This is a genomic window from Achromobacter pulmonis (assembly GCF_002885955.2).
Classification (GTDB): domain Bacteria; phylum Pseudomonadota; class Gammaproteobacteria; order Burkholderiales; family Burkholderiaceae_B; genus Achromobacter; species Achromobacter pulmonis_A.
Window position 1 is genome coordinate 938,941 of record NZ_POQS01000002.1, and the last position, 20,514, is coordinate 959,454.

General features: G+C 66.4%; 22 protein-coding genes and 1 tRNA gene. 4 read left to right on the forward strand and 19 right to left on the reverse strand.

All coding sequences use genetic code 11. The annotated features are described in order from the left end of the window. The first annotated feature begins 200 nt into the window (after positions 1–200). The gene (locus C1I89_RS10605) at positions 201–1,766 is read left to right on the forward strand and encodes a GGDEF domain-containing protein (RefSeq protein ID WP_146196890.1); all 1,566 of its coding nucleotides are present in this window, start codon (positions 201–203) and stop codon (positions 1,764–1,766) included. Positions 1,767–1,838: 72 nt separating this feature from the next. Here C1I89_RS10605 and C1I89_RS10610 read toward each other — a convergent pair. The 7 genes from C1I89_RS10610 to C1I89_RS10640 form a co-directional block, all read right to left on the reverse strand. Beyond that, a tRNA-Arg gene (locus C1I89_RS10610) sits at positions 1,839–1,915 on the reverse strand. 31 nt (positions 1,916–1,946) lie between these two features. Next, positions 1,947–2,585, reverse strand: a complete 639-nt coding sequence (locus tag C1I89_RS10615; RefSeq protein WP_102772690.1) for a helix-turn-helix domain-containing protein — start codon at positions 2,583–2,585, stop codon at positions 1,947–1,949. Between the two features lie 12 nt (positions 2,586–2,597). After that, positions 2,598–3,890: an NAD(P)/FAD-dependent oxidoreductase gene (locus C1I89_RS10620; RefSeq protein ID WP_102772691.1), complete on the reverse strand. Its 1,293-nt coding sequence runs from the start codon at positions 3,888–3,890 to the stop codon at positions 2,598–2,600. A gap of 11 nt (positions 3,891–3,901) precedes the next feature. Then, entirely contained in the window at positions 3,902–4,591 is a 690-nt protein-coding gene (locus C1I89_RS10625) for an amino acid ABC transporter permease (RefSeq protein ID WP_102772692.1), read from the reverse strand. Positions 4,592–4,593: 2 nt separating this feature from the next. Further along, positions 4,594–5,286: an amino acid ABC transporter permease gene (locus tag C1I89_RS10630; protein ID WP_102772693.1), complete on the reverse strand. Its 693-nt coding sequence runs from the start codon at positions 5,284–5,286 to the stop codon at positions 4,594–4,596. 4 nt (positions 5,287–5,290) lie between these two features. Beyond that, positions 5,291–6,082 (reverse strand): ABC transporter substrate-binding protein, encoded by a 792-nt coding sequence (locus C1I89_RS10635; protein ID WP_102772694.1) that lies wholly within the window; start codon positions 6,080–6,082, stop codon positions 5,291–5,293. Positions 6,083–6,135: 53 nt separating this feature from the next. Continuing rightward, a complete protein-coding gene (locus C1I89_RS10640) occupies positions 6,136–6,885 on the reverse strand; it encodes an amino acid ABC transporter ATP-binding protein (RefSeq protein WP_102772695.1) in 750 nt (249 codons plus the stop codon). Positions 6,886–7,015: 130 nt separating this feature from the next. Between C1I89_RS10640 and amaB the strand changes: the two genes are divergently transcribed. Together amaB and C1I89_RS10650 are read left to right on the forward strand one after the other, a co-directional pair. Continuing rightward, a complete protein-coding gene (amaB, locus tag C1I89_RS10645; protein ID WP_102772696.1) occupies positions 7,016–8,518 on the forward strand; it encodes an L-piperidine-6-carboxylate dehydrogenase in 1,503 nt (500 codons plus the stop codon). A 146-nt stretch (positions 8,519–8,664) separates the two neighbouring features. Continuing rightward, entirely contained in the window at positions 8,665–9,957 is a 1,293-nt protein-coding gene (locus C1I89_RS10650) for a phospholipase A (protein WP_102772697.1), read from the forward strand. Between the two features lie 28 nt (positions 9,958–9,985). Here C1I89_RS10650 and pdxK read toward each other — a convergent pair whose 3' ends face one another. From pdxK to cnbCb, 8 genes are all read right to left on the reverse strand, one after another. Next, positions 9,986–10,849 (reverse strand): pyridoxine/pyridoxal/pyridoxamine kinase, encoded by an 864-nt coding sequence (gene pdxK, locus C1I89_RS10655; RefSeq protein WP_102772698.1) that lies wholly within the window; start codon positions 10,847–10,849, stop codon positions 9,986–9,988. A 24-nt stretch (positions 10,850–10,873) separates the two neighbouring features. Further along, positions 10,874–11,239: a cupin domain-containing protein gene (locus C1I89_RS10660; protein ID WP_102772699.1), complete on the reverse strand. Its 366-nt coding sequence runs from the start codon at positions 11,237–11,239 to the stop codon at positions 10,874–10,876. A gap of 56 nt (positions 11,240–11,295) precedes the next feature. Further along, positions 11,296–11,850 carry a helix-turn-helix domain-containing protein gene (locus C1I89_RS10665; protein ID WP_102772700.1) on the reverse strand — a complete coding sequence of 185 codons (555 nt, stop codon included), beginning with the start codon at positions 11,848–11,850 and terminating at the stop codon, positions 11,296–11,298. Positions 11,851–11,925: 75 nt separating this feature from the next. Continuing rightward, positions 11,926–12,708, reverse strand: coding sequence for an aldolase (locus tag C1I89_RS10670; protein WP_102772701.1), 783 nt, complete (start codon positions 12,706–12,708; stop codon positions 11,926–11,928). Positions 12,709–12,731: 23 nt separating this feature from the next. Beyond that, complete coding sequence (locus C1I89_RS10675; RefSeq protein WP_102772702.1) at positions 12,732–13,373, reverse strand: glutathione S-transferase family protein; 642 nt, start codon at positions 13,371–13,373, stop codon at positions 12,732–12,734. A gap of 3 nt (positions 13,374–13,376) precedes the next feature. Beyond that, complete coding sequence (locus C1I89_RS10680) at positions 13,377–14,348, reverse strand: Bug family tripartite tricarboxylate transporter substrate binding protein (protein ID WP_258231383.1); 972 nt, start codon at positions 14,346–14,348, stop codon at positions 13,377–13,379. A 393-nt stretch (positions 14,349–14,741) separates the two neighbouring features. Further along, positions 14,742–15,554 carry a tRNA U-34 5-methylaminomethyl-2-thiouridine biosynthesis protein gene (locus tag C1I89_RS10685; protein ID WP_102772703.1) on the reverse strand — a complete coding sequence of 271 codons (813 nt, stop codon included), beginning with the start codon at positions 15,552–15,554 and terminating at the stop codon, positions 14,742–14,744. A gap of 27 nt (positions 15,555–15,581) precedes the next feature. Then, a complete protein-coding gene (gene cnbCb / locus C1I89_RS10690; protein WP_102772704.1) occupies positions 15,582–16,505 on the reverse strand; it encodes a 2-aminophenol 1,6-dioxygenase subunit beta in 924 nt (307 codons plus the stop codon). A 242-nt stretch (positions 16,506–16,747) separates the two neighbouring features. Between cnbCb and C1I89_RS10695 the strand changes: the two genes are divergently transcribed. Next, positions 16,748–17,233 (forward strand): MarR family winged helix-turn-helix transcriptional regulator, encoded by a 486-nt coding sequence (locus C1I89_RS10695; protein ID WP_258231384.1) that lies wholly within the window; start codon positions 16,748–16,750, stop codon positions 17,231–17,233. A gap of 200 nt (positions 17,234–17,433) precedes the next feature. Here the strand turns inward: C1I89_RS10695 and C1I89_RS10705 are convergent, their stop codons facing one another. The 4 genes from C1I89_RS10705 to groL all read right to left on the reverse strand — a co-directional run bounded on the left by C1I89_RS10705 (position 17,434) and on the right by groL (position 20,501). Further along, on the reverse strand, positions 17,434–17,703 hold the full coding sequence (locus C1I89_RS10705) for a hypothetical protein (RefSeq protein WP_102772707.1): 270 nt from the start codon (positions 17,701–17,703) through the stop codon (positions 17,434–17,436). Between the two features lie 55 nt (positions 17,704–17,758). Beyond that, complete coding sequence (locus C1I89_RS10710; RefSeq protein WP_102772708.1) at positions 17,759–18,142, reverse strand: Hsp20/alpha crystallin family protein; 384 nt, start codon at positions 18,140–18,142, stop codon at positions 17,759–17,761. Between the two features lie 37 nt (positions 18,143–18,179). Continuing rightward, positions 18,180–18,623, reverse strand: a complete 444-nt coding sequence (locus tag C1I89_RS10715) for an Hsp20/alpha crystallin family protein (protein WP_102772709.1) — start codon at positions 18,621–18,623, stop codon at positions 18,180–18,182. Positions 18,624–18,878: 255 nt separating this feature from the next. Beyond that, the gene (groL, locus tag C1I89_RS10720) at positions 18,879–20,501 is read right to left on the reverse strand and encodes a chaperonin GroEL (RefSeq protein WP_102772710.1); all 1,623 of its coding nucleotides are present in this window, start codon (positions 20,499–20,501) and stop codon (positions 18,879–18,881) included. Positions 20,502–20,514 lie beyond the last annotated feature (13 nt).

Here is a 20,514-nt window from a genome sequence, read left to right on the forward strand (position 1 = left end):
GTCCGCGCAGATGATAGCGGCATTTCCTGCCCGGATTCGAATAGAAACCGCAATCCTCCCCCGTCGTACGGTGTGGCGGAACGGCAACAAACCTGCGAATACCCGACTCTTTGCCGGCGCCCGATCGATGAGTCAGACCCTGCTGCGGTAAAAATTGAGATCTCCCATCAAGTGTGCAAGGCCCGTTCGACGAGGACAACTTGAAATCATCGCGTGTGACCTTGCTGGCGCTAATCCTGACCTTGGCGGCCTTGACCAGCGGCGCAACCTTCCTGAATGCGCTGATCGTCGGCCATATGGTGCAGAAAGAGCAATTGACGCACACCGAGTACGAGGCCAACCGTGCCTACGCCGTCAAGCTCGCCGCCTCGATCGATGAATACCTGCTGTCGATCCAGCGCCAGTTGCAGGTGAGCGCGAAGCTGGCGCCCGCGTTGCTCCATTCGCCTGAAGCGCTGGAGAACGAAGTGAAGCGTCTGGTCAGCCAATCGGATGGGATCACCGCCGCCTTGATCGTGGATGCGGATAACGGCTTGATGGCCTTTGCCTCGGCCGCGCCGGAACTCACCGATCGGTTGGACACGCTCAACCGCCTGGACGCCACGAGCACGCGGCAGTCGGGCAATGTACTTGCCTACCGTTTGGCCAACGGGCAGCTGGTGGTCGCGTTCTCGGAGCCGATCGCCCAGGCCGATGGAAAGTTTTCCGGCCTGGTCGGCGCGGTCATACTCCTGCAGCGCAAGAGCGCGTTCGACCGTCTTCTCAGCGACCACTTCCATTCCGACGGCTCTTCCATTTATGTCGTGGACGATACCGGCCTGGTGCTTGCTCATCAGGACACCAGCCGGATCGGCACCCGCAACCTCGCTGGCGAGGCCGTCCAGGCGCTGGCCCGCGGGGAGACCGGCGCCATGGACATCACCAACTATCGGGGCGAACGCTTCTTCGCCGGCTATGCCCCCATGACCGTGGGGAAATGGGGAGTGGTCGTCCAGACGCCGATCGAAGTGCTGGAAGCGCCGCAGCGCCTGCTGCTCAAACGCACTTTGCTCTATTCGATTCCCACTGCCCTGCTCGGCCTGGCGTTGGTGGTGGCGTCGGCGATGTGGATTTCCAGGCCCCTGGCCCAATTGGCCGCCCGCATGCGGGGCAACACGACCGACCCCGGCGATCTGGATCGCATCGATTGCCGCTACGCGGAAGCCCAGCTGCTCAAGGAGGCCGTGAAGATTGCGCAGGCACAGCACGAACAGAAAATCGAGGCACTCAGCACCGAGACCATGACCGATGCGATGACGCAGCTGATGAACCGCCGCGGCCTGGCGCAGGAATTGCAGCGCCTGCCCAAAACGCGGCAGCCGTTCTCGGTGCTGGCCCTGGACCTGGATCATTTCAAGCGGGTCAACGACAAGTTCGGCCACGCCACCGGCGACAAAGTGCTCATCGCCCTGGCCTCGATCATCCGCCAGTCCATCCGGGGAGGAGATCTGCCGTTTCGTGCGGGCGGCGAGGAATTTCTGGTGCTGATGCCGGGCGCCGACCGGGCCATTGCCGCCGTCGTGGCCGAGCGGATACGCGCCACGGTCGAGAGCACCGAAATGCCGGACGGGGTGGGCCACATTACGCTTTCGATCGGCGTCGCCTTCTGGCCGGAGGATGCCGCGGAGGTGGATACGGTGCTGGATTGCGCCGATCAGGCGTTGTACGCGGCCAAGCGCAACGGGCGAAACCGGATCGAGGTGTACGCGGCGGCGGCCCGCCAGTAGGAGAGGTGCGCTGTTGCCCTAGCCAACTGAGCTACCGGAAGAAACCACCCTGATCGCGCTATAGGACTATTCTGGCGCGGCAGGAGGGGCTCGAACCCCCGACCTCAGGCTTAGAAGGCCCGTGCTCTATCCAGCTGAGCTACTGCCGCGCGACCCCGGAAGCGGTCCGGGCGCCGCATTTTACCTTGTTGCGGACGGTTTGGGCGGCGGGCGGCCGGCGGCCGGGTTGGCGTCCACTTCTTCCCCTATGTCCGCGTGCGTGGAGACCCACAACACGACCGCATCTTTCTTGCTCAGGCTGATCACCCGGTGGCCCATGCGGCTGTCGATGTAGAAGCTCTCGCCGGCCTTCAGGCGGGCCGGCTCGTAGAACTCGGTGTAGAGCTCGACCTCGCCTTCCAGGACATAGACGAATTCCTCGCCCTGGTGGCGGCTCCAGTCGTGGAATTCCTCGAAGGCGCGGGCCTTGACGCGGGTGTGGAACGGCATCATGCGCTTGTGCGACAGCGCCGTGCAGAGCAGGCGATGGTCGTAGTACGGGGTTTCGTACTGGCGGCCCTCGCCCTGGCGGCTGAGGCTGCGCCGGCCGGTGCCCATGTGGGCGTCGGGCGCGGTGAACAACTCGGCCACGTCCAGTTCCAGGCCGGCCGCGATCTTGATCAGGTTGTCATAGGTGGGCGACAGCAGGCCGTTCTCGATCTTGGACAGGGTGGAGGCGGACACGCCGGTGGCCGCGGCCGCCTGCTTGAGGGTCCACTCCCGCGCCTGGCGCAGGGCCCGCAGCCGTAGCGCCAGCGCGCTTTGTTTGTTGCCTTCCATCTGTACACCCTGTCATGCCCGCGACCGCCGTTCCCGCCACCAGTCGCGCGCCTGGTAAGACCAATAAGTAAGTTGAACCGCCGCCGTGCCGAAGCCGCCGCCGTTCCAGGCCAGGCCGAAGGGTGCGAATAGCTTGTAGCGCTGGGTATCGCCCGCGATCGCCTCGGCCACGACGCGCCCGCCGATCGCGGTGGTGTTCATGCCGTGTCCGCCGAACGCCGTGCAATACCAGACGTCGGGCGCCAGCCGGCCGATCTGCGGCATCAGGTGGCGCGCGTAGGCCATGCGTCCGGACCACGCCGCTTCCACCTTTACCCCCTTCAACTGGGGATAGACGGAGAGCAGTTCGCGGCGCAGCGACTCGGCCAGGTCGGGCGGATCGTCGACACGGGTGGTGATTCTACTGCCCCAGCCGATACGGCCGCCGTCCAGCACGCGATAGTAGTTGCCCGCGCGGCGGTCGTCGCCGATGGCCGCGGTGCTGCGGATGGCCTCCCGGACCCGTTCTCCCAGCGGCTCGGTCAGCATGATGTAGGTGGCGATCGGCAGCATCGCCCGGCGCAGCGCCGGCACCACGCCATCGGTATAGCCGCCGGTGGCCAGCACCACGCTGCGGGCGTCGACCTGCCCCTGGCCGGTGCGCAGGCGCTTGACCGCGCCGTCGAGCCGGGCCTCGACCACGGCGGAGTCTTCATGGATGCGCACGCCCAGCCGGACGCATTCTCGCGCCAGCGCGCGCGCGTAGTTCAGGGGATGGAAATGAAACGAGGTGGGGTCCTCGATGCCCTGGAAGTAGACGTCCGACAGCAGCCGCTCGCGGACCTGGGCGCGGGTCAGGAAGCGCACGTCGCGGCCGAACTCGCGCTGCTGCTCGTCGCACCATTGCCGCAGCGCGTCGGTGGCTTCGTAGCGCACCACCCGCAGGCGCCCGTCGACCTTGCGGGCCTCTTCGATGCCCAGTTCGCGGATGTTGGCGCGGATGATCTCCACGCCCTCCATGGACAACCGGTAGAGCTGGCGGTAATGGTCTTCGTCGACGTGGCGGCGGATGGCGTCGGCGCCCGCCGAGAAAGCCGGCGACACCGAACCGCCGTTGCGGCCCGAGGCGCCCCAGGCGATGCGCCGCCCTTCCAGCAGGGTGACGCCGCGCCCGCGCCGCGCCAGTTCCAGCGCCGTCGACAGGCCGGCCAGCCCGCCTCCCACCACGCACACGTCGGCGCTGTCCGCCCCCGTCAGCGGCGGATAGTAGGTGCCGGCGTCGGCCAGCGTGCGCCGATAGTAGGTGTCGATGTACTCGGATGCCATGATGCTCCGTGTCAGTGCAGGCCCGCGCCCTGCAGGCCGCCGGTCAGGCGTTTCTCCAGCCAGTTGGCCAGGCGCAGCAGCGGATAGCAGTAGATGAAATAGATCGCCGCGATCATGCCGTAGATGAAAAGCGACTTGGCCGGAAAGGTGATGATGAAGACCTCGCCCTGGCGCGTCAGTTCGGTGATGCCCACCACCGACAGGATGGCGGTGCTCTTGATCAGCATGACGTAGACGCCGCTCATGGGCTGCACGATCAGGCGCATGGCCTGCGGCAGCACCACCAATCTGAGGATCTGGAAGGGCTTGAGGCCCAGCGTCATCGCGCCTTCGGTCTGGCCGCGCGGCACGGCCTGGATCGCGCCCATGACGATTTCCGCGACGTAGCACGAGGTGTAGACCGACAGCGACACGAAGGCGGCGGTGGCCGAATCCCAGTGCAGCAGCGCGATGCCGGAACTGGGCAGCACGAAGTAGAAGATATAGAGCTGCACCAGGAACGGCGTGCCGCGCAGGATGTGGATGTACAGCCCCAGCAGCTGATGCACGCCGCGGATGCGGTAGCTGCGGATCACGCCGATGACGAAGCCCAGCAGCGAGCCGGCGATGATGGCCACGAAGGAGATCTTGAGCGTTTCCCAGAACCCCTTGAGCAGGAAGGGCAGCACGACGCCGGCGGTGGAAAGATAGGACTCCAGCATGCTTACCTCGTGTTCCAGGCGGGCCCCGCCAGCCACAGGCTCACGCCGCGCGACAAGAGCAGCATGCAGCCGTAGATCAGCAGGTAGCCGGCCGCGATGGTGAGGAAACTTTCGTTGGGCACGATGCGGTCGCTGTTCATCTGCACGCCGGCGGCGACCAGTTCGAATACCGTGATCAGGGACAGCAGCGAGGTGTCCTTGATCAGCACGGCGGTCTGGCCCAAGAGCGGCGGCAGCGTGTTGGCGAAGGCCTGCGGCAGCACCACGTAGCGCAGCCGCTGCTGGTAGTCCATGCCGCAGGCCTTGGCGCCTTCGATCTGGCCGCGCGGCACAGACTCGATGCCGACGCGGATGATTTCGCTCATGTAGGCGGCGTGGTGCAGGGTCATGGCGATGATGCCCAGCGCCATCTCGCTCCACCCCTTGGCCCCCGGCACCAGCGCGGGCACGGCGTAATAGACCAGGTAGATCTGCACCAGCAGCGGGGTCGAGCGGATGAACTGCACATAGGCCGCCACGGGGCGCCAGACGGCGCCGCGCGGCGACATGTGGGCCAGCGCGATCGGAATGCCGGCCAGCACCGACAGCACCAGGCTGGCGCCCGCGGCGATGAGGGTGTTGGCCAGTCCGGTGGCGAACTGGCCCGCGTACTGGCTGACGATGCGCCAGTTGTAGAAGTCGATCAGCCAGTCCATGGGGCTAGTGGTCTTTCTTCCAGTCGGTGGAGTACCAGTACTTGACCTGTTCCGGCAAGGTGTTGTCGGCCGTCTTCAGGGTCTGCCAGTTATCCAGCCAGAACTTCAGGCGGAAGGCGTTGGGGCCGACGGCGAAGGCCAGCGGCTCGCGCACCATGATGCCGTCGAGCACCCGCAGGTTGCCGAAGTCCACCAGGAACTGGTTGGCGGTCGACATCGACATGATGCCGGCGTCCAGCCGTCCGCTGGACAGGGCCTGCCCCACCGGCGCGCTGCCGCCGGAGTATTCCTTCATGGTGGCCTTGGGCAGCATCTTCTTGCCCACTTCCGCATAGGTGCTGGCGCCCAGCACGCCCACGGTCACGCCTTCCTTGTCGAGTTCGGCGTACGACTTGTAGGGAGAATCCTTGGGCACCACGGCCACGGTCTCGGCGTAGAACATCGGGGCCGAGAACAGCACCTGGGCCGCGCGCTGCGGCGTGGGCGTCATGTCGGCGGCCACCATGTCGGCCTTGCCCGAGAGCAGCGCCGGAATCAGGCCCTTCCATTCGTAGTCCTGCAGCACCAGCTTTACGCCCAGGTCGTCGGCCATGCGCTTGGCCACTTCCACGGCCAGGCCGGTGCGCTTGCCGCTTTTGTCCATGAAGCTCATGAGCGGGCCCGAGGTCTGCACGGCGACGCGCAGCTCGCCGCGCTTGAGGATGTCGGCCAGCTCGTCGGCCTGCGCCGGCGCGGCGGCCGCGGCGGCGGCCAGGGCAAAGCCCGCCACGCCCAGCCATTGTTTGATTTTCAGCATGTCTAACCCCTTGTGGTGAATGGACCTGGTGAATCCGGGCGCGGCGCCCGGCCCTACAGAATCCGCTCCAGGAAGGCGCGGGTGCGCGCCTGCCTGGGACGGCAAAACACCTCTTCGGGCGTGCCCGCCTCGACGATGCGCCCGGCGTCCATGAACAGCGCACGGTCGGCCACGTCGCGGGCGAAGCCCATTTCGTGGGTCACCACGGCCATGGTCATGCCGTCGCGCGCCAGCGCACGCATCAGTTCCAGGATGCCGCCAACGGTTTCGGGATCGAGCGCGGACGTGGCTTCGTCGAACAACATCAGTTTGGGGTCCATGGCCAGCGCGCGGGCGATGGCCACGCGCTGCTGCTGGCCGCCGGACAGCTGGCTGGGATAGCGCTCGCCGTAGTCGGCCATGCCGACCCTGCCCAGCAGTTCGCGGGCATAGCTTTCGGCCTGCGCGCGGCCGCGGCCGCGCACCACGCGCTGAGGCAGCGCCACATTGTCCAGCGCCGTGCGGTGCTGGAACAGATTGAAGTGCTGGAACACCATGCCGACCTCGGTGCGCCAGCGGTTGAGGTCGGTGCCCGGGTCCGTGAGCGACACGCCGTCCACGCGGATGGCGCCGCTGTCTATGCTTTCCAGGCCGTTCAGGGTGCGCAGCAGCGTGCTCTTGCCGGAGCCGGAAGGCCCCACCACCACCATGACCTCGCCGCGCCCGAGCTGGCAATCGATGCCGTCGAGCGCGCGATGCGGGGCCTGCCCATCGCGCTGATAGGTCTTGGTGACTGCCTGGACAACCAGCAAGGGTTCTGCCACGGTTTCACCTATGCAAAGTGCGGCCGGCGAGCGCGGCCAAAAAGGTTTCGCATTTCAGGCTGGAGTTTCGTATAGTAAATTTTTTTCCAGCGTCGCCAGCTAGGCATAACCCTTAAGCGAAGGAACCAGCATGGACAATCCCCAAGACATCTTGCGCGCGCTCGGGCTGAAGCCGGAGGCGCTCGCCGGCGGCACGCTGAGCGCGCGCAGTCCGATAGACGGCGCCGAACTGGCGCAGGTCCACGAGCACACGGTGGCGCAGGCGCATTCGGCCATCACGCGCGCGCGCCAGGCTAGCCTGGCGTGGCGCGACGTGCCGGCGCCGCGGCGCGGCGAACTGGTGCGCCTGTTCGGCGACATCCTGCGCCAGCACAAGCGCGAACTGGGCCGCCTGGTCAGCCTGGAGGCCGGCAAGATCCTGGCCGAAGGCGAAGGCGAGGTGCAGGAAATGATCGACATCTGCGACTTCGCCGTCGGCCTGTCGCGCCAGCTCTACGGGCTGACCATCGCGTCCGAGCGCCCCGGCCACCGCATGATGGAGACCTGGCATCCGCTGGGCGTGGTGGGCGTGATCAGCGCGTTCAACTTCCCGGTCGCGGTGTGGTCCTGGAACGCCGCGCTGGCGCTGGTCTGCGGCAATGCCGTGGTCTGGAAGCCTTCGGAGAAAACGCCGCTGACCGCGCTGGCCTGCCAGGCGCTTTTCGCCGAGGCCGCGCAGCGCTTCGGCGACGCGCCGGCCGGCCTGTCCGAAGTGCTCATCGGCGGGCGCGACATCGGCGAGGCGCTGGTGGATTCGCACGCGGTGGCGCTGGTGTCGGCCACGGGCTCGACCCGCATGGGCCGCCAGGTCGGCCCGCGCGTGGCGCAGCGTTTCGGCCGCGTGCTGCTGGAGCTGGGCGGCAACAACGCCATCATCGTCGGCCCCACGGCCGACCTGGACATGGCCGCGCGCGGCATCGTGTTCGGCGCCATCGGCACGGCCGGCCAGCGCTGCACCACCACGCGCCGCCTGATCGTGCACGCCAGCGTGGCCGACGAGCTGCTGCGCCGCCTGAAAAAGGCCTACGCCAGCGCGACCATCGGCAGCCCGCTGGAGGCGTCCACGCTGGTGGGGCCGCTGATCGACCGCGCTTCGTTCGACGCCATGCAGGCCGCGCTCAAGGCGGCGCGCGAACAGGGCGGCCAGGTGACCGGCGGCGAACGCGTGCTGGCCGAGCAGTACCCCGACGCCTGGTACGTGCGCCCGGCCATCGCCGAAATGCCCGGCCAGACCGACGTGGTGTGCCACGAAACCTTCGCGCCCATTCTCTACGTCATGCGCTACACCGAGTTCAACGAGGCGCTGGCCCTGCACAACGGCGTGCCGCAGGGGTTGTCCTCGGCCATCTTCACCAACGACCTGCGCGAGGCCGAGACCTTTCTGTCGTCGGCCGGCTCGGACTGCGGCATCGCCAACGTGAACATCGGCACCTCGGGCGCGGAGATCGGCGGCGCGTTCGGCGGCGAGAAAGAAACCGGCGGCGGCCGCGAATCGGGCTCGGACGCGTGGCGCAACTACATGCGCCGCGCCACCAACACCATCAATTATTCGCGCCAGCTGCCGCTCGCCCAGGGCATCAAGTTCGGCGAATAAGCCGCGTTCGCGCCCTGCCTTCCCGCCCCCGCGCGTCGTCCGCGACGCGCGGGGGCTTACGCTTTCTACATACGCTTGGTCAGCCTTACAAACTGTTTCGGGGGTCGGTGCTACATTTCCTCGTCACAAAACCAAGTCATGTCCCTATGCATACAAGCCGTTCCGCACGCCCCGTCCCGTTCCTGCGCGCCCTGACCGCCGCCCTGGCCCTGGGCGCAGCCGGCAGCGCCGCCGCGGGCGTGTCATACCGGCTGGACCGCCCCTCGGCCGCCCCCGGCGAGACCGTCACCATCGAAGCGGTTTACTTCAACGAAGACACGGCCCGCGTCACCTGGGAAGCCCCGCCCGAGCTGGTGCTGCAATGGCGCGGCCAGGACGGCCAGATCGTGCGCAGCCTGGCCAGGCTGCGCGGCGGCCCGGCCAGTTTCAGCGTGCCGGTCAACAGTTTCGCGCGCATCGCCTGGACGGCCGAGGTCCCGTCCAGCGCGCACGGCCTGCAGGCCGTGTCCATCGAGGGCCAGCCCGCCATGATGGCGCTGGACGCCACCGGCCGCGACAGCGGCACGCTGGCCAGCACGCCCGCGCAAGGCCCGGTGGTGGACGCGCGCAGCGGCGAACCGGTGCCGCCGGCGGCGGTGGCCGCGGTCGGCGCGGCGCCCGAAGGCGGCCCCTCGCCCGACGCCAGCGCGGTGCCCACGGTGCAGCAGCAGACCGCGTTCGACCGTTTCCGCAGCTCGGTTTCCGAATACAAGCCGGTGTATTTCGACATCGGCACGCGCGGGCAGACCACCGCCCGCTTTCAGATCAGCGCCAAGTACCGCCTCTTCAGCCCCCAGGGCGGACGGCCCGCGACCTGGGACGAGAATTTCTACCTGGCCTATACCCAGACCTCGCTGTGGGACCTGGAGGGAGACTCCATGCCCTTCATCGACACCACCTTCAACCCCAGCGCGTTCTGGCTGTCCGACAATATCTGGTCCTCCGCCAGCCAGAACTGGCGCTTCGGTATGAACACCGGCGTCGAGCACAGCTCCAACGGCAAGGACGGCGAGGACTCCCGGTCGGTGAACGACGGCTACATCGAACCGCGCCTGCACTACCGCTTCGACGGCGGCAGCACGCTGACCTTCGCGCCGCGGGTCAAGGCCTACTTCGGCGTGGCCGAAGAAAACAGCGATTACTCCGACTACGCCGGCCACGTCGACTGGCAGTTGCGCTGGGCCCAGGACAACGGCGCCGTGGTCTCCGCCCTGTACCGCCAGGGCGACCAGAAGCGCCGCACCACGCAGCTGGATTTCGCCTGGCCGCTGCAGCGCACCTGGCTGAACATGAACGGCTACCTGCACCTGCAGTACTTCAACGGCTACGGCGAAACGCTGCTGGGCTACAACCAGCGCAACGAATCGCAGTTCCGGATCGGGTTGTCGCTGGTGCCGTAACGCGCGCGGGCCGCCAGGCCCGTGCACCTTAGCCCTCCACCGCCAACTCCTCCCACCCCAGTTCACGCGTGCGCTGCAGCGCCGCGGTGACCTGGCCGGCCGCATCGCGCACGGCCTGCACCAGCTCCACGCCCTTCAGCAGCCCGGCCGTAACCGCAGCCATGAACACGTCGCCGGTGCCGTGCACCGACGGCGGGATGGCGATCTCCGGATGGGTCACGACGCTGACGGCGTCGCGCGTGACCACCGCCAACCGCAGCGTGCCGGGCTCGGCCGCCATCGGCGCGGCGCTGGTCACCACGATCCACTGCGGACCGAGCGCGATGAGTTCGCGCGCCGCGGCCACCACTTCGTCCATGGACGACAGCGTGCGGCCGGCCATCTGCTCCAGCTCGAAATGGTTCGGCGTCATGCCGTCGGCCAGCGGCACCAGCAGGTCGCGGTATTGCGCCACCAGCCCCGCGTCCACGTACAGGCCGTCGTTGCGGTCGCCCATGACCGGGTCGATGTACACGCGGACCCCGGGCCGCGCGGCGCGCAGCGCCGGCAGCCAGGCGGCCAGCAGGCCGGCCTGCCCCGGCTGGCCCAGATAGCCGCAGACCACGGCGCGCGCCACCTTGGTCACGCCGCGCTCGTCCAGCCCCTGCAACAACCCCTGGAACCAGTCCAGCGGCGTGGCCCCGCCATGCAGCGTGGGGTAATGCGGCGTATTGCTGAGAATGACGGTAGGCAGCGCGATCGCGCGCAGGCCCGCCTTGCGGAACACCGGCATGGCGGCGTTGTTGCCGACATATCCGTAGACGACCTGGGACTGGATCGAAACAACGTCCACCTGCACGGTGACGGCGGGCAGCTCGGCCCCCGGTTGCGGGCCAGCGGCGATGGCGGTCATGGGGCTTGCTCTCCTGGCAGGGCGTTACGCCATGCGGGTGACGAAATAGATCTTCTTGACGAACTGGTCCACTTCCCAGCGGCCGGTATAGCCTTCCGGCATCACGAAAGCCTCGCCCACGGTGAGTTCGTGCACCGTGCCGTCCGGATCGACCAGCCGGGCCGAGCCCTCGACGATGTAGCCGAACTCGATATAGCCGGTGGTGTTGGACTGGAACACGCCCGCCGTGCTTTCCCACACGCCGGCCTCGGCCTTGCCGGCGTTGCCTTCGAAGGCGGTCACGGTGCGGAAGGCGGCGTCGCCCGAGATCGGGCGACGCGGCTTGCCGGGCACCGGGTTCCTCATGGGGCCGGCATCGATGCGGACCAGCCGCGATTGATCGTTTTTCATGGCATTTCCTGTGTCTGCTGTATCTGTATCAGCATTATGCGGCAGACCGGAACGCTTCAGTGCGCCGCCACCACCAGCACCTCGGCCATTGCCCGGCTGACGGTGCGCATGCGGTGCGGCAATTCCGAGTCGAAATACACGGAATCGCCGGTTTCCAGGCGGAACTGGCGTTCGCCCACGCGCACTTCGACGGCGCCCTTGAGCACCAGCAGGAATTCCTCGCCGGGATGCGGAAACACCGCGGCGTCGTCCGGGAACTCGCGCGGCGGATGCACCACGAAAGGCTCCATCGCCTTGACCTTGCGGCGCCCGGCCAGCGATTCGTAGTGGTAGGCGCTGCCCAGGCCGCGGCGCTGCAGCGCCTCGCGGTCGGCCACCCGCACCACGCTGACCACCTCGTCCTGCGCGGCCTGCTCCGACCCCACCAGCTGGGACACGCCCACGCCATAGGCCTCGGCCAGCCTCAGCACGGTCGAGATGGACGGCTCGCTCAGGCCCCGCTCCAGCTTCGAGAGGTAGCTCTTGGTCAATCCGGTGCGCTGCGCCAGCTGTTCCAGGGACAGGGACTGCTGGCGCCGCAGGGCGCGCAGGCGATGCGGCAGGTCGATCATGGACAAAAGGGTTGCGAAAATCCAACCGCAAAGAATGCCCTAAACCGGCCCGCCCGTCGAGCCGCCGCGTCGCTTTCAGGCGAGCGCGTCGGGGTGCGCGCGCAGCGCGCGCCGCGCGAAATACGAAAACCCCACCTGTGAACGCTTGGGCGTCAGGATCCAGTCGTGGGCCTCGCGGCCCAGCGCCGGCGGGATCGGCTGGATCTTGCCGGCGGCCATGGCCAGCAGCTGCATGCGCGCCGCGCGCTCGAACTGCAGCGCCAGCACGCAGGCCTCTTCCACCGACCCGGCCGCCACCAGCATGCCGTGGTGCGACAGCAGAATGGCGCGCTTGGCGCCCAGCGCGGCCGAGATGATCTCGCCCTCTTCATTGCCCACCGGCACGCCCGGCCAGTCCTTCAGGAAGGCCACGTCGTCGTACAGCGGGCAATTATCCATGTGCGAAATCTCCAGCGGCACCTCCAGCATCGACAGCGACGCGGCATGCAACGGATGCGTATGGATGATGCAGTTCACGTCCGGACGGGCGCGGTAGATCCACGAGTGGAAGCGGTTGGCCGGATTCGGCATGCCCCCGCCCTCCTGGACGCGCAGGTCCTCATCGACCAGCAGCAGATTGCTGGCGGTGATCTCGTCGAACCCCAGGCCCAGCCGCTGCGTGAAATAGCGGTCCGGCTCCGGCGCACGCGCGGTGATCTGCCCGGCCAGGCCCGAGTCGTGGCCGCCGTCGAACAGGATGCGGCACGTCAGCGCCAGCTTCTCGCGCAGGCTCCAGTCGGGCGTCTCGAACTGGCGCTGCATCTCGGCTTGCGCGCGCGCGATCAGTTCATCTTTTCCCAAGTGCATCGTATCGGCCATCATTGCTCCATCGGATTGAGTCGTCATGCCGCTTCGATCAACGGCGTAAAGCCCGGCAAGGCGCGCATGCGCGCCAGCCAGGCGTCGATATGGGTGAAGGCGGACAGGTCGTAGCCGCCCTCCGCCGCCATGCTGGTATAGGGAAACAGCGCGATGTCGGCGATGGTGGGCGCGCTCCCGACCAGATAGTCCCGGCCCGCCAGGTGCGCGTCCATCCAGGCCGCCGCCTTCATGCCGATCTCGCGCCATGCCCGCATGGCGGGATCGTCCACCTGCGCCGTGCGGCGCAGATGGATCAGCAGCCGCGGCTGCGCGAAGGCATGCATGTGCTGGGTCTGCTCGAAACTCAGCCAGCTGCTGACCTGCGCCTGCGCCAGCCGCCCGGCCGGCAGCCAGGGCGTGCCCTGCCCCAGATACCAGAGTATGGCCTGCGACTCGGCCAGCCACTGGCCCTCCGGCGTAAGCAGCACCGGCACCTGGCGCCACGGATTGAGCCGCGCGAAGGCCTCGGTCTCCAGGTCTCCCTGCACGATGTCGAACGTGCGCCGCACGATGGGCAGCCCCATGTAGCCGCAGGCCAGCCGTACCTTCCAGGCGTTGCCGGAGCGCAATGTGTCGGCCAGCTCCAGCGGCTTGCCCGCCAGGGGATGAGGAATCGGGTTCATCGGTCAGTCCATCCTGATGTCGGCGCGCTTGACGATCTCGGCCCACTTGGCCTTCTCCCCGGCGATGAAGCGCCGGTACTCGTCCGGCGTGCCGGTATACAGCTGCGTGCCCTGCGCAGCCAGCCGCTGCCGCAGCTCGGGCGAGGCCAGCGTCTTCTGCAAGGCCGCGTTCAAGGTTTCCAGCACGGCGGGCGGCGTGCCCGACGGCGCGAAAAACGCGTTCCACGAACTGATCTGCAGCCCCGGATCGCCCACCTCGGCCGCCGTCGGCACGTCGGGCGCGGACGGCAGGCGCTGGTCGGCGGCCACCGCCAGCGCGCGCAGCCTGCCCGAAGCCGCATGCGGCATGATCACCGGGCTGGCGTCCATCACCACGTCCACCTGCCCGCCGATCGCCGCGTTCACCGCCTCGCTGCCGCTCTTGAACGGCACGTGCATCACGTCCACGTTCGCCGTCAGCTTCAGCAGCTCCAGGCCCAGATGGGGCGAACTGGCGTTGCCCGCCGAGCCGAAATTCAGCTTGGCCGGATTGGCCCGCGCGTAGGCCACGAATTCGCCGAACGTCGCCGCCGGCAGCCCGGCCCGCACCGCCAGCAGGTACGGCGAGCCGGACACCATGCCCACGGGTACGAACTTGTCCGCATCGTAGCCGAGCTTGCGGTAGATCAGCGGATTCACCACCTGCGTGCCCACCGTGCCCATGAAGATCGTATAGCCGTCGGCCGGCGCCGTGGCCGCCAACTGCGCCGCGATCACCCCGCCCGCGCCCGGCCGGTTCTCGACCACCACGCCCTGCCCCAGCGCTTCGCCCATCCCCTGGCTGACCTGCCGCGCGACGATATCCGTGATCCCGCCCGCGCCGAACGGCACCACCAGCCGTATCGGCCGCTCCGGATACGCCGCCGCCTGCGCGCCGCTTCCGCCCGCCACTGCCGCCGCCAGCGCCAGCGCGCTGGCCATGCTCTTGAACCCCATGTCGATCCCCTTTATGCCGCAATCATGTTTGCGATGACACAAAGTGTCCTATAGAACATTGATTTTCCGCAAGCGAAACGATGCAGGGGAAATCCCTGAGGGGTGGGATAGGGGTCGGTTATTCGTTGGAGTCCGTTTTTGGCTTTGGCGGGGAAGACGCGCCAATGGGGAGGACGACGATTTGTTCTGTTCTGCGCGGACGGACGAGCCGCGGGCTGAAGGAAGGCGACCTTCTTGGCGAGCGCGATGAACGGGCGTAACGGTCTTGGCCCGCGGAATTGGGGTACGCGGCACGGAGAAGCTTGTGGTCGGTAGCCGTTTCCGGCCCCGGGGCGGGGCCCCGCTCCCACATACGCCGATGAGTACCGCTAAAACTTGCCTATGCGACACCCACTACGGAAGCCTGAACTCCACGACAGCGCCCCCGCTCCCATATAGCGGCGCATATTCATGCACGACAGCCTGCCTGAAACCGCCGCCCATCGCGCCCAGCAGCCAGTGAAAGTGCTTCAGGCCCATGTCCGGGCGTGCCTGCTCGGCGTATTCGGGCAGGATGGCGCGTACCGCATCCACATCGCCGCCTTCGATCAGCGCGAGCAGCCGGCGATTCCACGCGTCGTCGTTTTCGGACACGTAGCGGTCTTTCCGGAGATCGATGTTTTCCCGGAACATGCTGTTGGACAAACCGCCGATACCCACGACGGCGACACGCTTGTCGTGCAAGGCGGCGGCGGCGATGGCGCCCAGTTGCTCGGTCTGCTCGCCGCTGTGGTAAAGATTGTTTGCGGCGGCGACCATGGGAAGCGCAGATGTTCCGAAGCCCATCAGCGTGGCGGCGGTTATCGTGCCGGTATCGATCGGAAACTGGTCGTAGTCCACGCCGCGCGTCTTGATTCCCGCACCGTTGCAGGCATCGATACAGCGCTGCGCCAGTGCGGGCTCCGAATGGATGTCGAACGGTTGCTCGCCAAACTCGTGCCAGTTTTCATCGACATGCAGGCCCGTGCTGCGCGGCCGGGTAATCCACAATTGGTCCAGCACCGCGAACCACTGAGTGGAGTAGACCAGCACGCAATCGGGTCTGGATGCGGCAAGCGATTCGCCGACTGTGGCCAAGGCGTCTCGAAGGCGTCCCCAGGGCGCGATGTCGGGCCGCAGCTGCGGCAGCGGGCTGCCCGGAACCAGTAATGCCGATACGATGGACATGAGATCTCCCCTTTTCTTTGCGTGCCGTCAGGCGGCCTGCCCCGCGGGCTGCAGGCTTGAAAGACCCGCTGCCTGAAGATCCCACTCGATGACCGCATTGCCGGTGCCGATGACGGTTCCGTATCCGTGCAGCCTTCCGGCCAGCTCCGGATACCCCATCGCCGCGTGCATCCACGTGAAGGCGCCCGATTTCACCTCCGCGAAAGCTTCGTCGATGAACTGGGGCAGCAACTGGAAGGTTTCCTTCATGCGGCCCTGGCGCATGAGGTCGATCATGCGCACATCCCATTTGTAGCCGTCGTAGCGCTCCGGATGCTCCTTGGTCATGTCTTCGGGCAGTTCCGGCTCTTCATGAAAATGCCAGTGGGACAAGGTGTTGCTGGCCAGGAGGACGGCCCGGCGTCCCGTCTTGCGAATGGCCTCGCGCGTGGCGCGGCCAAGTACGTCCATCTCGCCCAGGCCCTCCTTGGTGTTGAGGTAGTACGGCGTGTTATTGGCGGAGATTCCCACCACCGGGATGTCCCATTGCGGCCGGATCATGTGCAGCGTGGTGATGGTTCCGTAATCCGGCCTGAACTTCGGGTTGCGCATCATCTTGCTGACCAGGCCGGCCTTGGCGGCCTCGTCGCAGCATGCTTCGGCCAGCTCCACATCGACGTCCATGCCGAAGTCATAGCGGAAGATGTTGGGAAAGATGGGATCGACCGAGCGGCCGGCAAGCCGGGGAACCCCCAGGAAATGATGGCCAACCTGGGTGATCCAGTGCGGCGAATGGACCAGCAGCACATCCGGCTTCAGACGCTCGATGCTCTCGCGTGCCTGCGCATAGGCCCATCGCAACGGTTCCCAGCCGCCCTGCGAACGCGGCTCGTTCTGCGGCGGGTTTTCGCCATACACCAAGTGGGGCGGATGCGGCGCCAGGAAGCCGGCGACAATCACTCCTTCGCTCATGGCGAATCTCCTTGAATTGATGGCTGGAACTCGATGACTTCCTGACGCTACCGCCATTTAAGATGTGTACGTACTATCTTATCGAAAGAGAAATTTCCTCGGAACATGGTAGTTACCCTTTAGTCGATTGCGGCAACAATGCTGGGTCCCAGCGTAATATGGCTCACCACCCTGGAAACAAGCCCAGCACGATGCCTCCAAAACATCCAGTCCGTCCCGCTCGCGCGGGTTCTTCGCGTCCGATGATCACGCCGGAAGTGCAGGTCCTATTGCAGAACTTCCGGCTCGAAAATGTGCCGTCCCATCTGCTGCGGCGCGCGCATTTCAAGGCCGAAGAGATCTTCGCCAACACCTTTTCCCGCGAAAGCGTCACGCCAAGACAGAAAGCGGCCTTGATCCTGCTCCATCAAGATCCCGGACTCAGCCAGAACGCATTGGCCGAACGGCTCGCCATGGACCGCAACACCGTCGCCGAGATGATCAAGCGCATGCACCGCGGCGGGCTCATAGAGCGCAGGCCCTCGCCCACGGACGCGCGCGCCTATCAGCTTTACATTGCGCCGGCCGGCGTGGAGCTGCTGTGCCGCGTCATGCCGCGAGACGCCACGGTGGAAGACCAATTACTCGCCCGGCTGCCCGAGGAATACCGGAGTCTCTTCGTGAAATGCCTGCGCCTGATCGCGGACGACGAAGCCCCCGTCAAGAACGACGGCCGCTCGGCCGCCTAGCGCGGCTGGACGTTGCGCGTCGGCGTTATGCGCCAGAACGTGTTCGAGAGATCGTCGGCGACGATCAGCGCGCCTTTCGGATCGACCGTCACGCCTACCGGACGACCGCGGGCCGTCCGCCCTGGTCTGGCCCGGCCGGTAAGCGAACCGCAGAACGGCGTCCTGGTTGGCGACATAGCGCCGTTTTTGGCAGGGCGGCCTTACGGCGCCGCGACGCGCTGACTGATCCTGCCCGAATCGATCAGCAGTTTCAGATAGGCCGTTCCCTCCTGGATGGCGCTAGCCGGCGTATCGCGGGGCGTAAGCGGGCATGGAATGCACCAATCCACGAGAACCAAGGTGGAGCGCGTGACCTGGACGAGCGGCAGAAAGCCCTCGGGAAGCGTGCCGCGCTGTTCCAGGCAGCGTAACGGCACGGCGCGCACGCCCAGGCGGAATCCTTTGTGTTCGGTAAGGACAAGGTCATTCATGGAGCGGCTCCGGCGCGCCGCGGCGGTGCAGAGCCGCCGCGGCGCGCGCAATGCATCACGCCATCGTCACCGGAATCTGGCGCGGCTGCGCTTCGCGAATGCGGGGCACTCGCAGCGTCAGCACGCCTTGCCGCAGGCTGGCTTGGATCGCCTCCTTGTCAAACTCCGGCCCCAGCCTGAAGGAGCGGCGAAACAGCGGTTCGCGCAGTTCGCCATGGATCAGCCGGACACCGGCGGGAACCGGAACCGCGGCTTCGCCTTCGATGACCAGCACCTCCGATTCCACCTTGACGCTCAACCTGTCCTTCGTGACGCCAGGCAGGTCCGCCAGGACGGTGACGCCCGCAGCGTCTTCAAAGATGTCGACCGCGGGCAGATTGGCGGGACGTTGCTCATTGGAACGGCCGCCCTGTTCAACAAGTTCGTTACGCTCGTTCATGATCGTTCCTCCTGAGTAGGATGAGGGGAAGCTTGCATCACTGGATTGCAACAAGCCGCGGCTTCGACGACTCTTTCTTCTTGATGGATATCAGCAGGCAGCCGTCGATGTACCGCGCCTCGACCTTGTCCGGATCGACGTCGCCGGGCAACTCGATGACGCGCGTGAAATTCCCCTCGGCGCGTTCCCGAGCGTAGTAACGGCCGTTATCCGGCAAGGGCGGCATGCTCCGCGTGCCGCTGATGGTGAGCAGCCCCTTCTCTATGGATACTTTCAAGGCGTCGGGTTCGATGCCGGGGACGAAACCGACGACCACAGCGGCGTCATCCGAAACCCCGATGTTGACGGGCGGGAAGCGTCCGCGTGGCAACGACCGCAATGTGGCCGGCAAGCCCGCGCTGCGAAAGATCCGGTCCATCTGCTCCTGGACCGCGTCAAAGAGAGAATCGAAACCGCTGTCGCTAAAAGGGTAGTTGGCCATAATTACCTCCCAAGTTCGTCTGGAAGGACCGAGACCGCGCCACGTCGCCGCAAGAGCGACCGGCACTCGATCGCTTCAATGCGGATATAGGATTCAACCGCGCGGATTCAAGAGTCCGGGTCCTTTGATTTAAAAAATGGCGGTCCCGGGCGCTATAGATTTTTTCTGCGGCCCGTTGCAACGACAAAAAAGGGCATCGCGCCGCCAGCGCGATGCCCTCAGAGCAGACTGGATGGCTTGGCCGTTATTCCGCCGTCAGAAGTCCATCGCCTCGGCCGCGGCGGCCTGCGGCTTGGTTTCTTCCGGAACCTGCGCGATGGTGGCGGCGGTGGTCAGGATGAGCCCCGCGATCGAAGCCGCGTTCTGCAATGCGGTGCGCGTGACCTTCGTCGGATCGACGACGCCGATATCGACCAGGTCGCCATAGTCGCCGGTGGCGGCGTTATAGCCATAGTTTCCTTTGGCTTCCATCACCTTCGCCACGACCACCGAAGGCTCTTCGCCTGCGTTGGCGACGATGGCGCGCAGCGGAGCCTCGAGCGCCCGCAGGATGATGCGAATGCCCGCATCCTGATCGGCATTGGCGCCTTTCATATCCTGTATCGCCGCCCGGGCCCGCAGCAGCGCAACGCCGCCGCCGGGCACGATGCCTTCCTCGACCGCCGCGCGGGTCGCATGCAGCGCATCATCGACGCGATCCTTCTTCTCCTTCATTTCGACTTCGGTTGCGGCGCCCACCCGGATGACGGCGACGCCGCCCGCCAGCTTGGCGACACGCTCCTGCAGCTTTTCGCGGTCGTAGTCGCTGGTGGCGTCGTCGATCTGCTTGCGGATCGACTTGACGCGCGCATCGATGGCCTCCTGCTTGCCGCCGCCATCGATGATGATGGTCTCTTCCTTGCGAACTTCGATCCGCTTGGCGCTTCCGAGGTCTTCCAGCGTGGCCTTGTCCAACTGCTTGCCCGTTTCTTCCGAAATCACGGTCGCGCCGGTGAGGACCGCAATATCCTCCAGCATGGCCTTGCGGCGATCGCCGAAGCCGGGCGCCTTCACCGCGGTGACCTTCAGCACCCCGCGCATGGAGTTGACCACCAGGGTGGCAAGCGCCTCGCCTTCCACGTCCTCGGCGACGATGAGCAGCGGCTTGCCCGCCTTGGCGGCGCTTTCCAGCACCGGCAGAAGCTCGCGAACGTTGGAGATCTTCTTGTCGTACAGCAGGATCAACGGGTCATCGAGCTGAGCGACCTGCTTCTCCGGGTCCGTGATGAAGTATGGGCTCAGGTAGCCGCGGTCGAACTGCATGCCTTCCACGATATCCAGTTCGTTGTCCAGCGACTTGCCATCTTCCACCGTGATCACGCCCTCGCGCCCGACCTTGTCCATCGCGTCGGCAATGATCTTGCCGATCGCCTCGTCGGCGTTGGCCGACAGCGCCGCGACTTGCGCCGTCTCTTTACTGGTGGAGATGGGCTTGGACATCTTGCGCAGCGCCTCCACCACACCGGAGACGGCCTGGTCGATGCCCCGCTTCAGATCCATGGGGTTCATGCCGGAGGCCACGTACTTCATGCCTTCCTGGACGACCGCCTGCGCCAGCACCGTGGCGGTGGTCGTGCCATCGCCCGCGACGTCGGCCGTCTTCGATGCGACCTGCTTGACGATCTGTGCGCCCATGTTCTCGAACTTGTCCTTCAGTTCGATCTCCTTGGCCACCGAGACGCCGTCCTTGGTAATGACCGGCGCGCCGAAACTGCGTTCGAGCAGCACATTCCGGCCCTTCGGGCCGAGCGTCACCTTTACGGCATCGGCCAGGATATTGACGCCCTTGACTACGCGGCTGCGGGCGCCGTCGTGGAACTTAACGTCCTTCGCACTCATTTCTAGCTCCTCA

Excerpts from the sequence above, each read along its gene's own strand:
- C1I89_RS10615 (WP_102772690.1), bottom strand. The coding sequence starts at position 2,585 with ATGGAAGGCAACAAACAAAGCGCGCTGGCGCTACGGCTGCGGGCCCTG.
- C1I89_RS10620 (WP_102772691.1), bottom strand. The coding sequence starts at position 3,890 with ATGGCATCCGAGTACATCGACACCTACTATCGGCGCACGCTGGCCGAC.
- C1I89_RS10625 (WP_102772692.1), bottom strand. The coding sequence starts at position 4,591 with ATGCTGGAGTCCTATCTTTCCACCGCCGGCGTCGTGCTGCCCTTCCTG.
- C1I89_RS10630 (WP_102772693.1), bottom strand. The coding sequence starts at position 5,286 with ATGGACTGGCTGATCGACTTCTACAACTGGCGCATCGTCAGCCAGTAC.
- C1I89_RS10635 (WP_102772694.1), bottom strand. The coding sequence starts at position 6,082 with ATGCTGAAAATCAAACAATGGCTGGGCGTGGCGGGCTTTGCCCTGGCC.
- amaB (WP_102772696.1), top strand. The coding sequence starts at position 7,016 with ATGGACAATCCCCAAGACATCTTGCGCGCGCTCGGGCTGAAGCCGGAG.
- C1I89_RS10650 (WP_102772697.1), top strand. The coding sequence starts at position 8,665 with ATGCATACAAGCCGTTCCGCACGCCCCGTCCCGTTCCTGCGCGCCCTG.
- pdxK (WP_102772698.1), bottom strand. The coding sequence starts at position 10,849 with ATGACCGCCATCGCCGCTGGCCCGCAACCGGGGGCCGAGCTGCCCGCC.
- C1I89_RS10660 (WP_102772699.1), bottom strand. The coding sequence starts at position 11,239 with ATGAAAAACGATCAATCGCGGCTGGTCCGCATCGATGCCGGCCCCATG.
- C1I89_RS10665 (WP_102772700.1), bottom strand. The coding sequence starts at position 11,850 with ATGATCGACCTGCCGCATCGCCTGCGCGCCCTGCGGCGCCAGCAGTCC.
- C1I89_RS10670 (WP_102772701.1), bottom strand. The coding sequence starts at position 12,708 with ATGGCCGATACGATGCACTTGGGAAAAGATGAACTGATCGCGCGCGCG.
- C1I89_RS10675 (WP_102772702.1), bottom strand. The coding sequence starts at position 13,373 with ATGAACCCGATTCCTCATCCCCTGGCGGGCAAGCCGCTGGAGCTGGCC.
- C1I89_RS10680 (WP_258231383.1), bottom strand. The coding sequence starts at position 14,348 with ATGGGGTTCAAGAGCATGGCCAGCGCGCTGGCGCTGGCGGCGGCAGTG.
- C1I89_RS10685 (WP_102772703.1), bottom strand. The coding sequence starts at position 15,554 with ATGTCCATCGTATCGGCATTACTGGTTCCGGGCAGCCCGCTGCCGCAG.
- cnbCb (WP_102772704.1), bottom strand. The coding sequence starts at position 16,505 with ATGAGCGAAGGAGTGATTGTCGCCGGCTTCCTGGCGCCGCATCCGCCC.
- C1I89_RS10695 (WP_258231384.1), top strand. The coding sequence starts at position 16,748 with ATGATCACGCCGGAAGTGCAGGTCCTATTGCAGAACTTCCGGCTCGAA.
- C1I89_RS10705 (WP_102772707.1), bottom strand. The coding sequence starts at position 17,703 with ATGAATGACCTTGTCCTTACCGAACACAAAGGATTCCGCCTGGGCGTG.
- C1I89_RS10710 (WP_102772708.1), bottom strand. The coding sequence starts at position 18,142 with ATGAACGAGCGTAACGAACTTGTTGAACAGGGCGGCCGTTCCAATGAG.
- C1I89_RS10715 (WP_102772709.1), bottom strand. The coding sequence starts at position 18,623 with ATGGCCAACTACCCTTTTAGCGACAGCGGTTTCGATTCTCTCTTTGAC.
- groL (WP_102772710.1), bottom strand. The coding sequence starts at position 20,501 with ATGAGTGCGAAGGACGTTAAGTTCCACGACGGCGCCCGCAGCCGCGTA.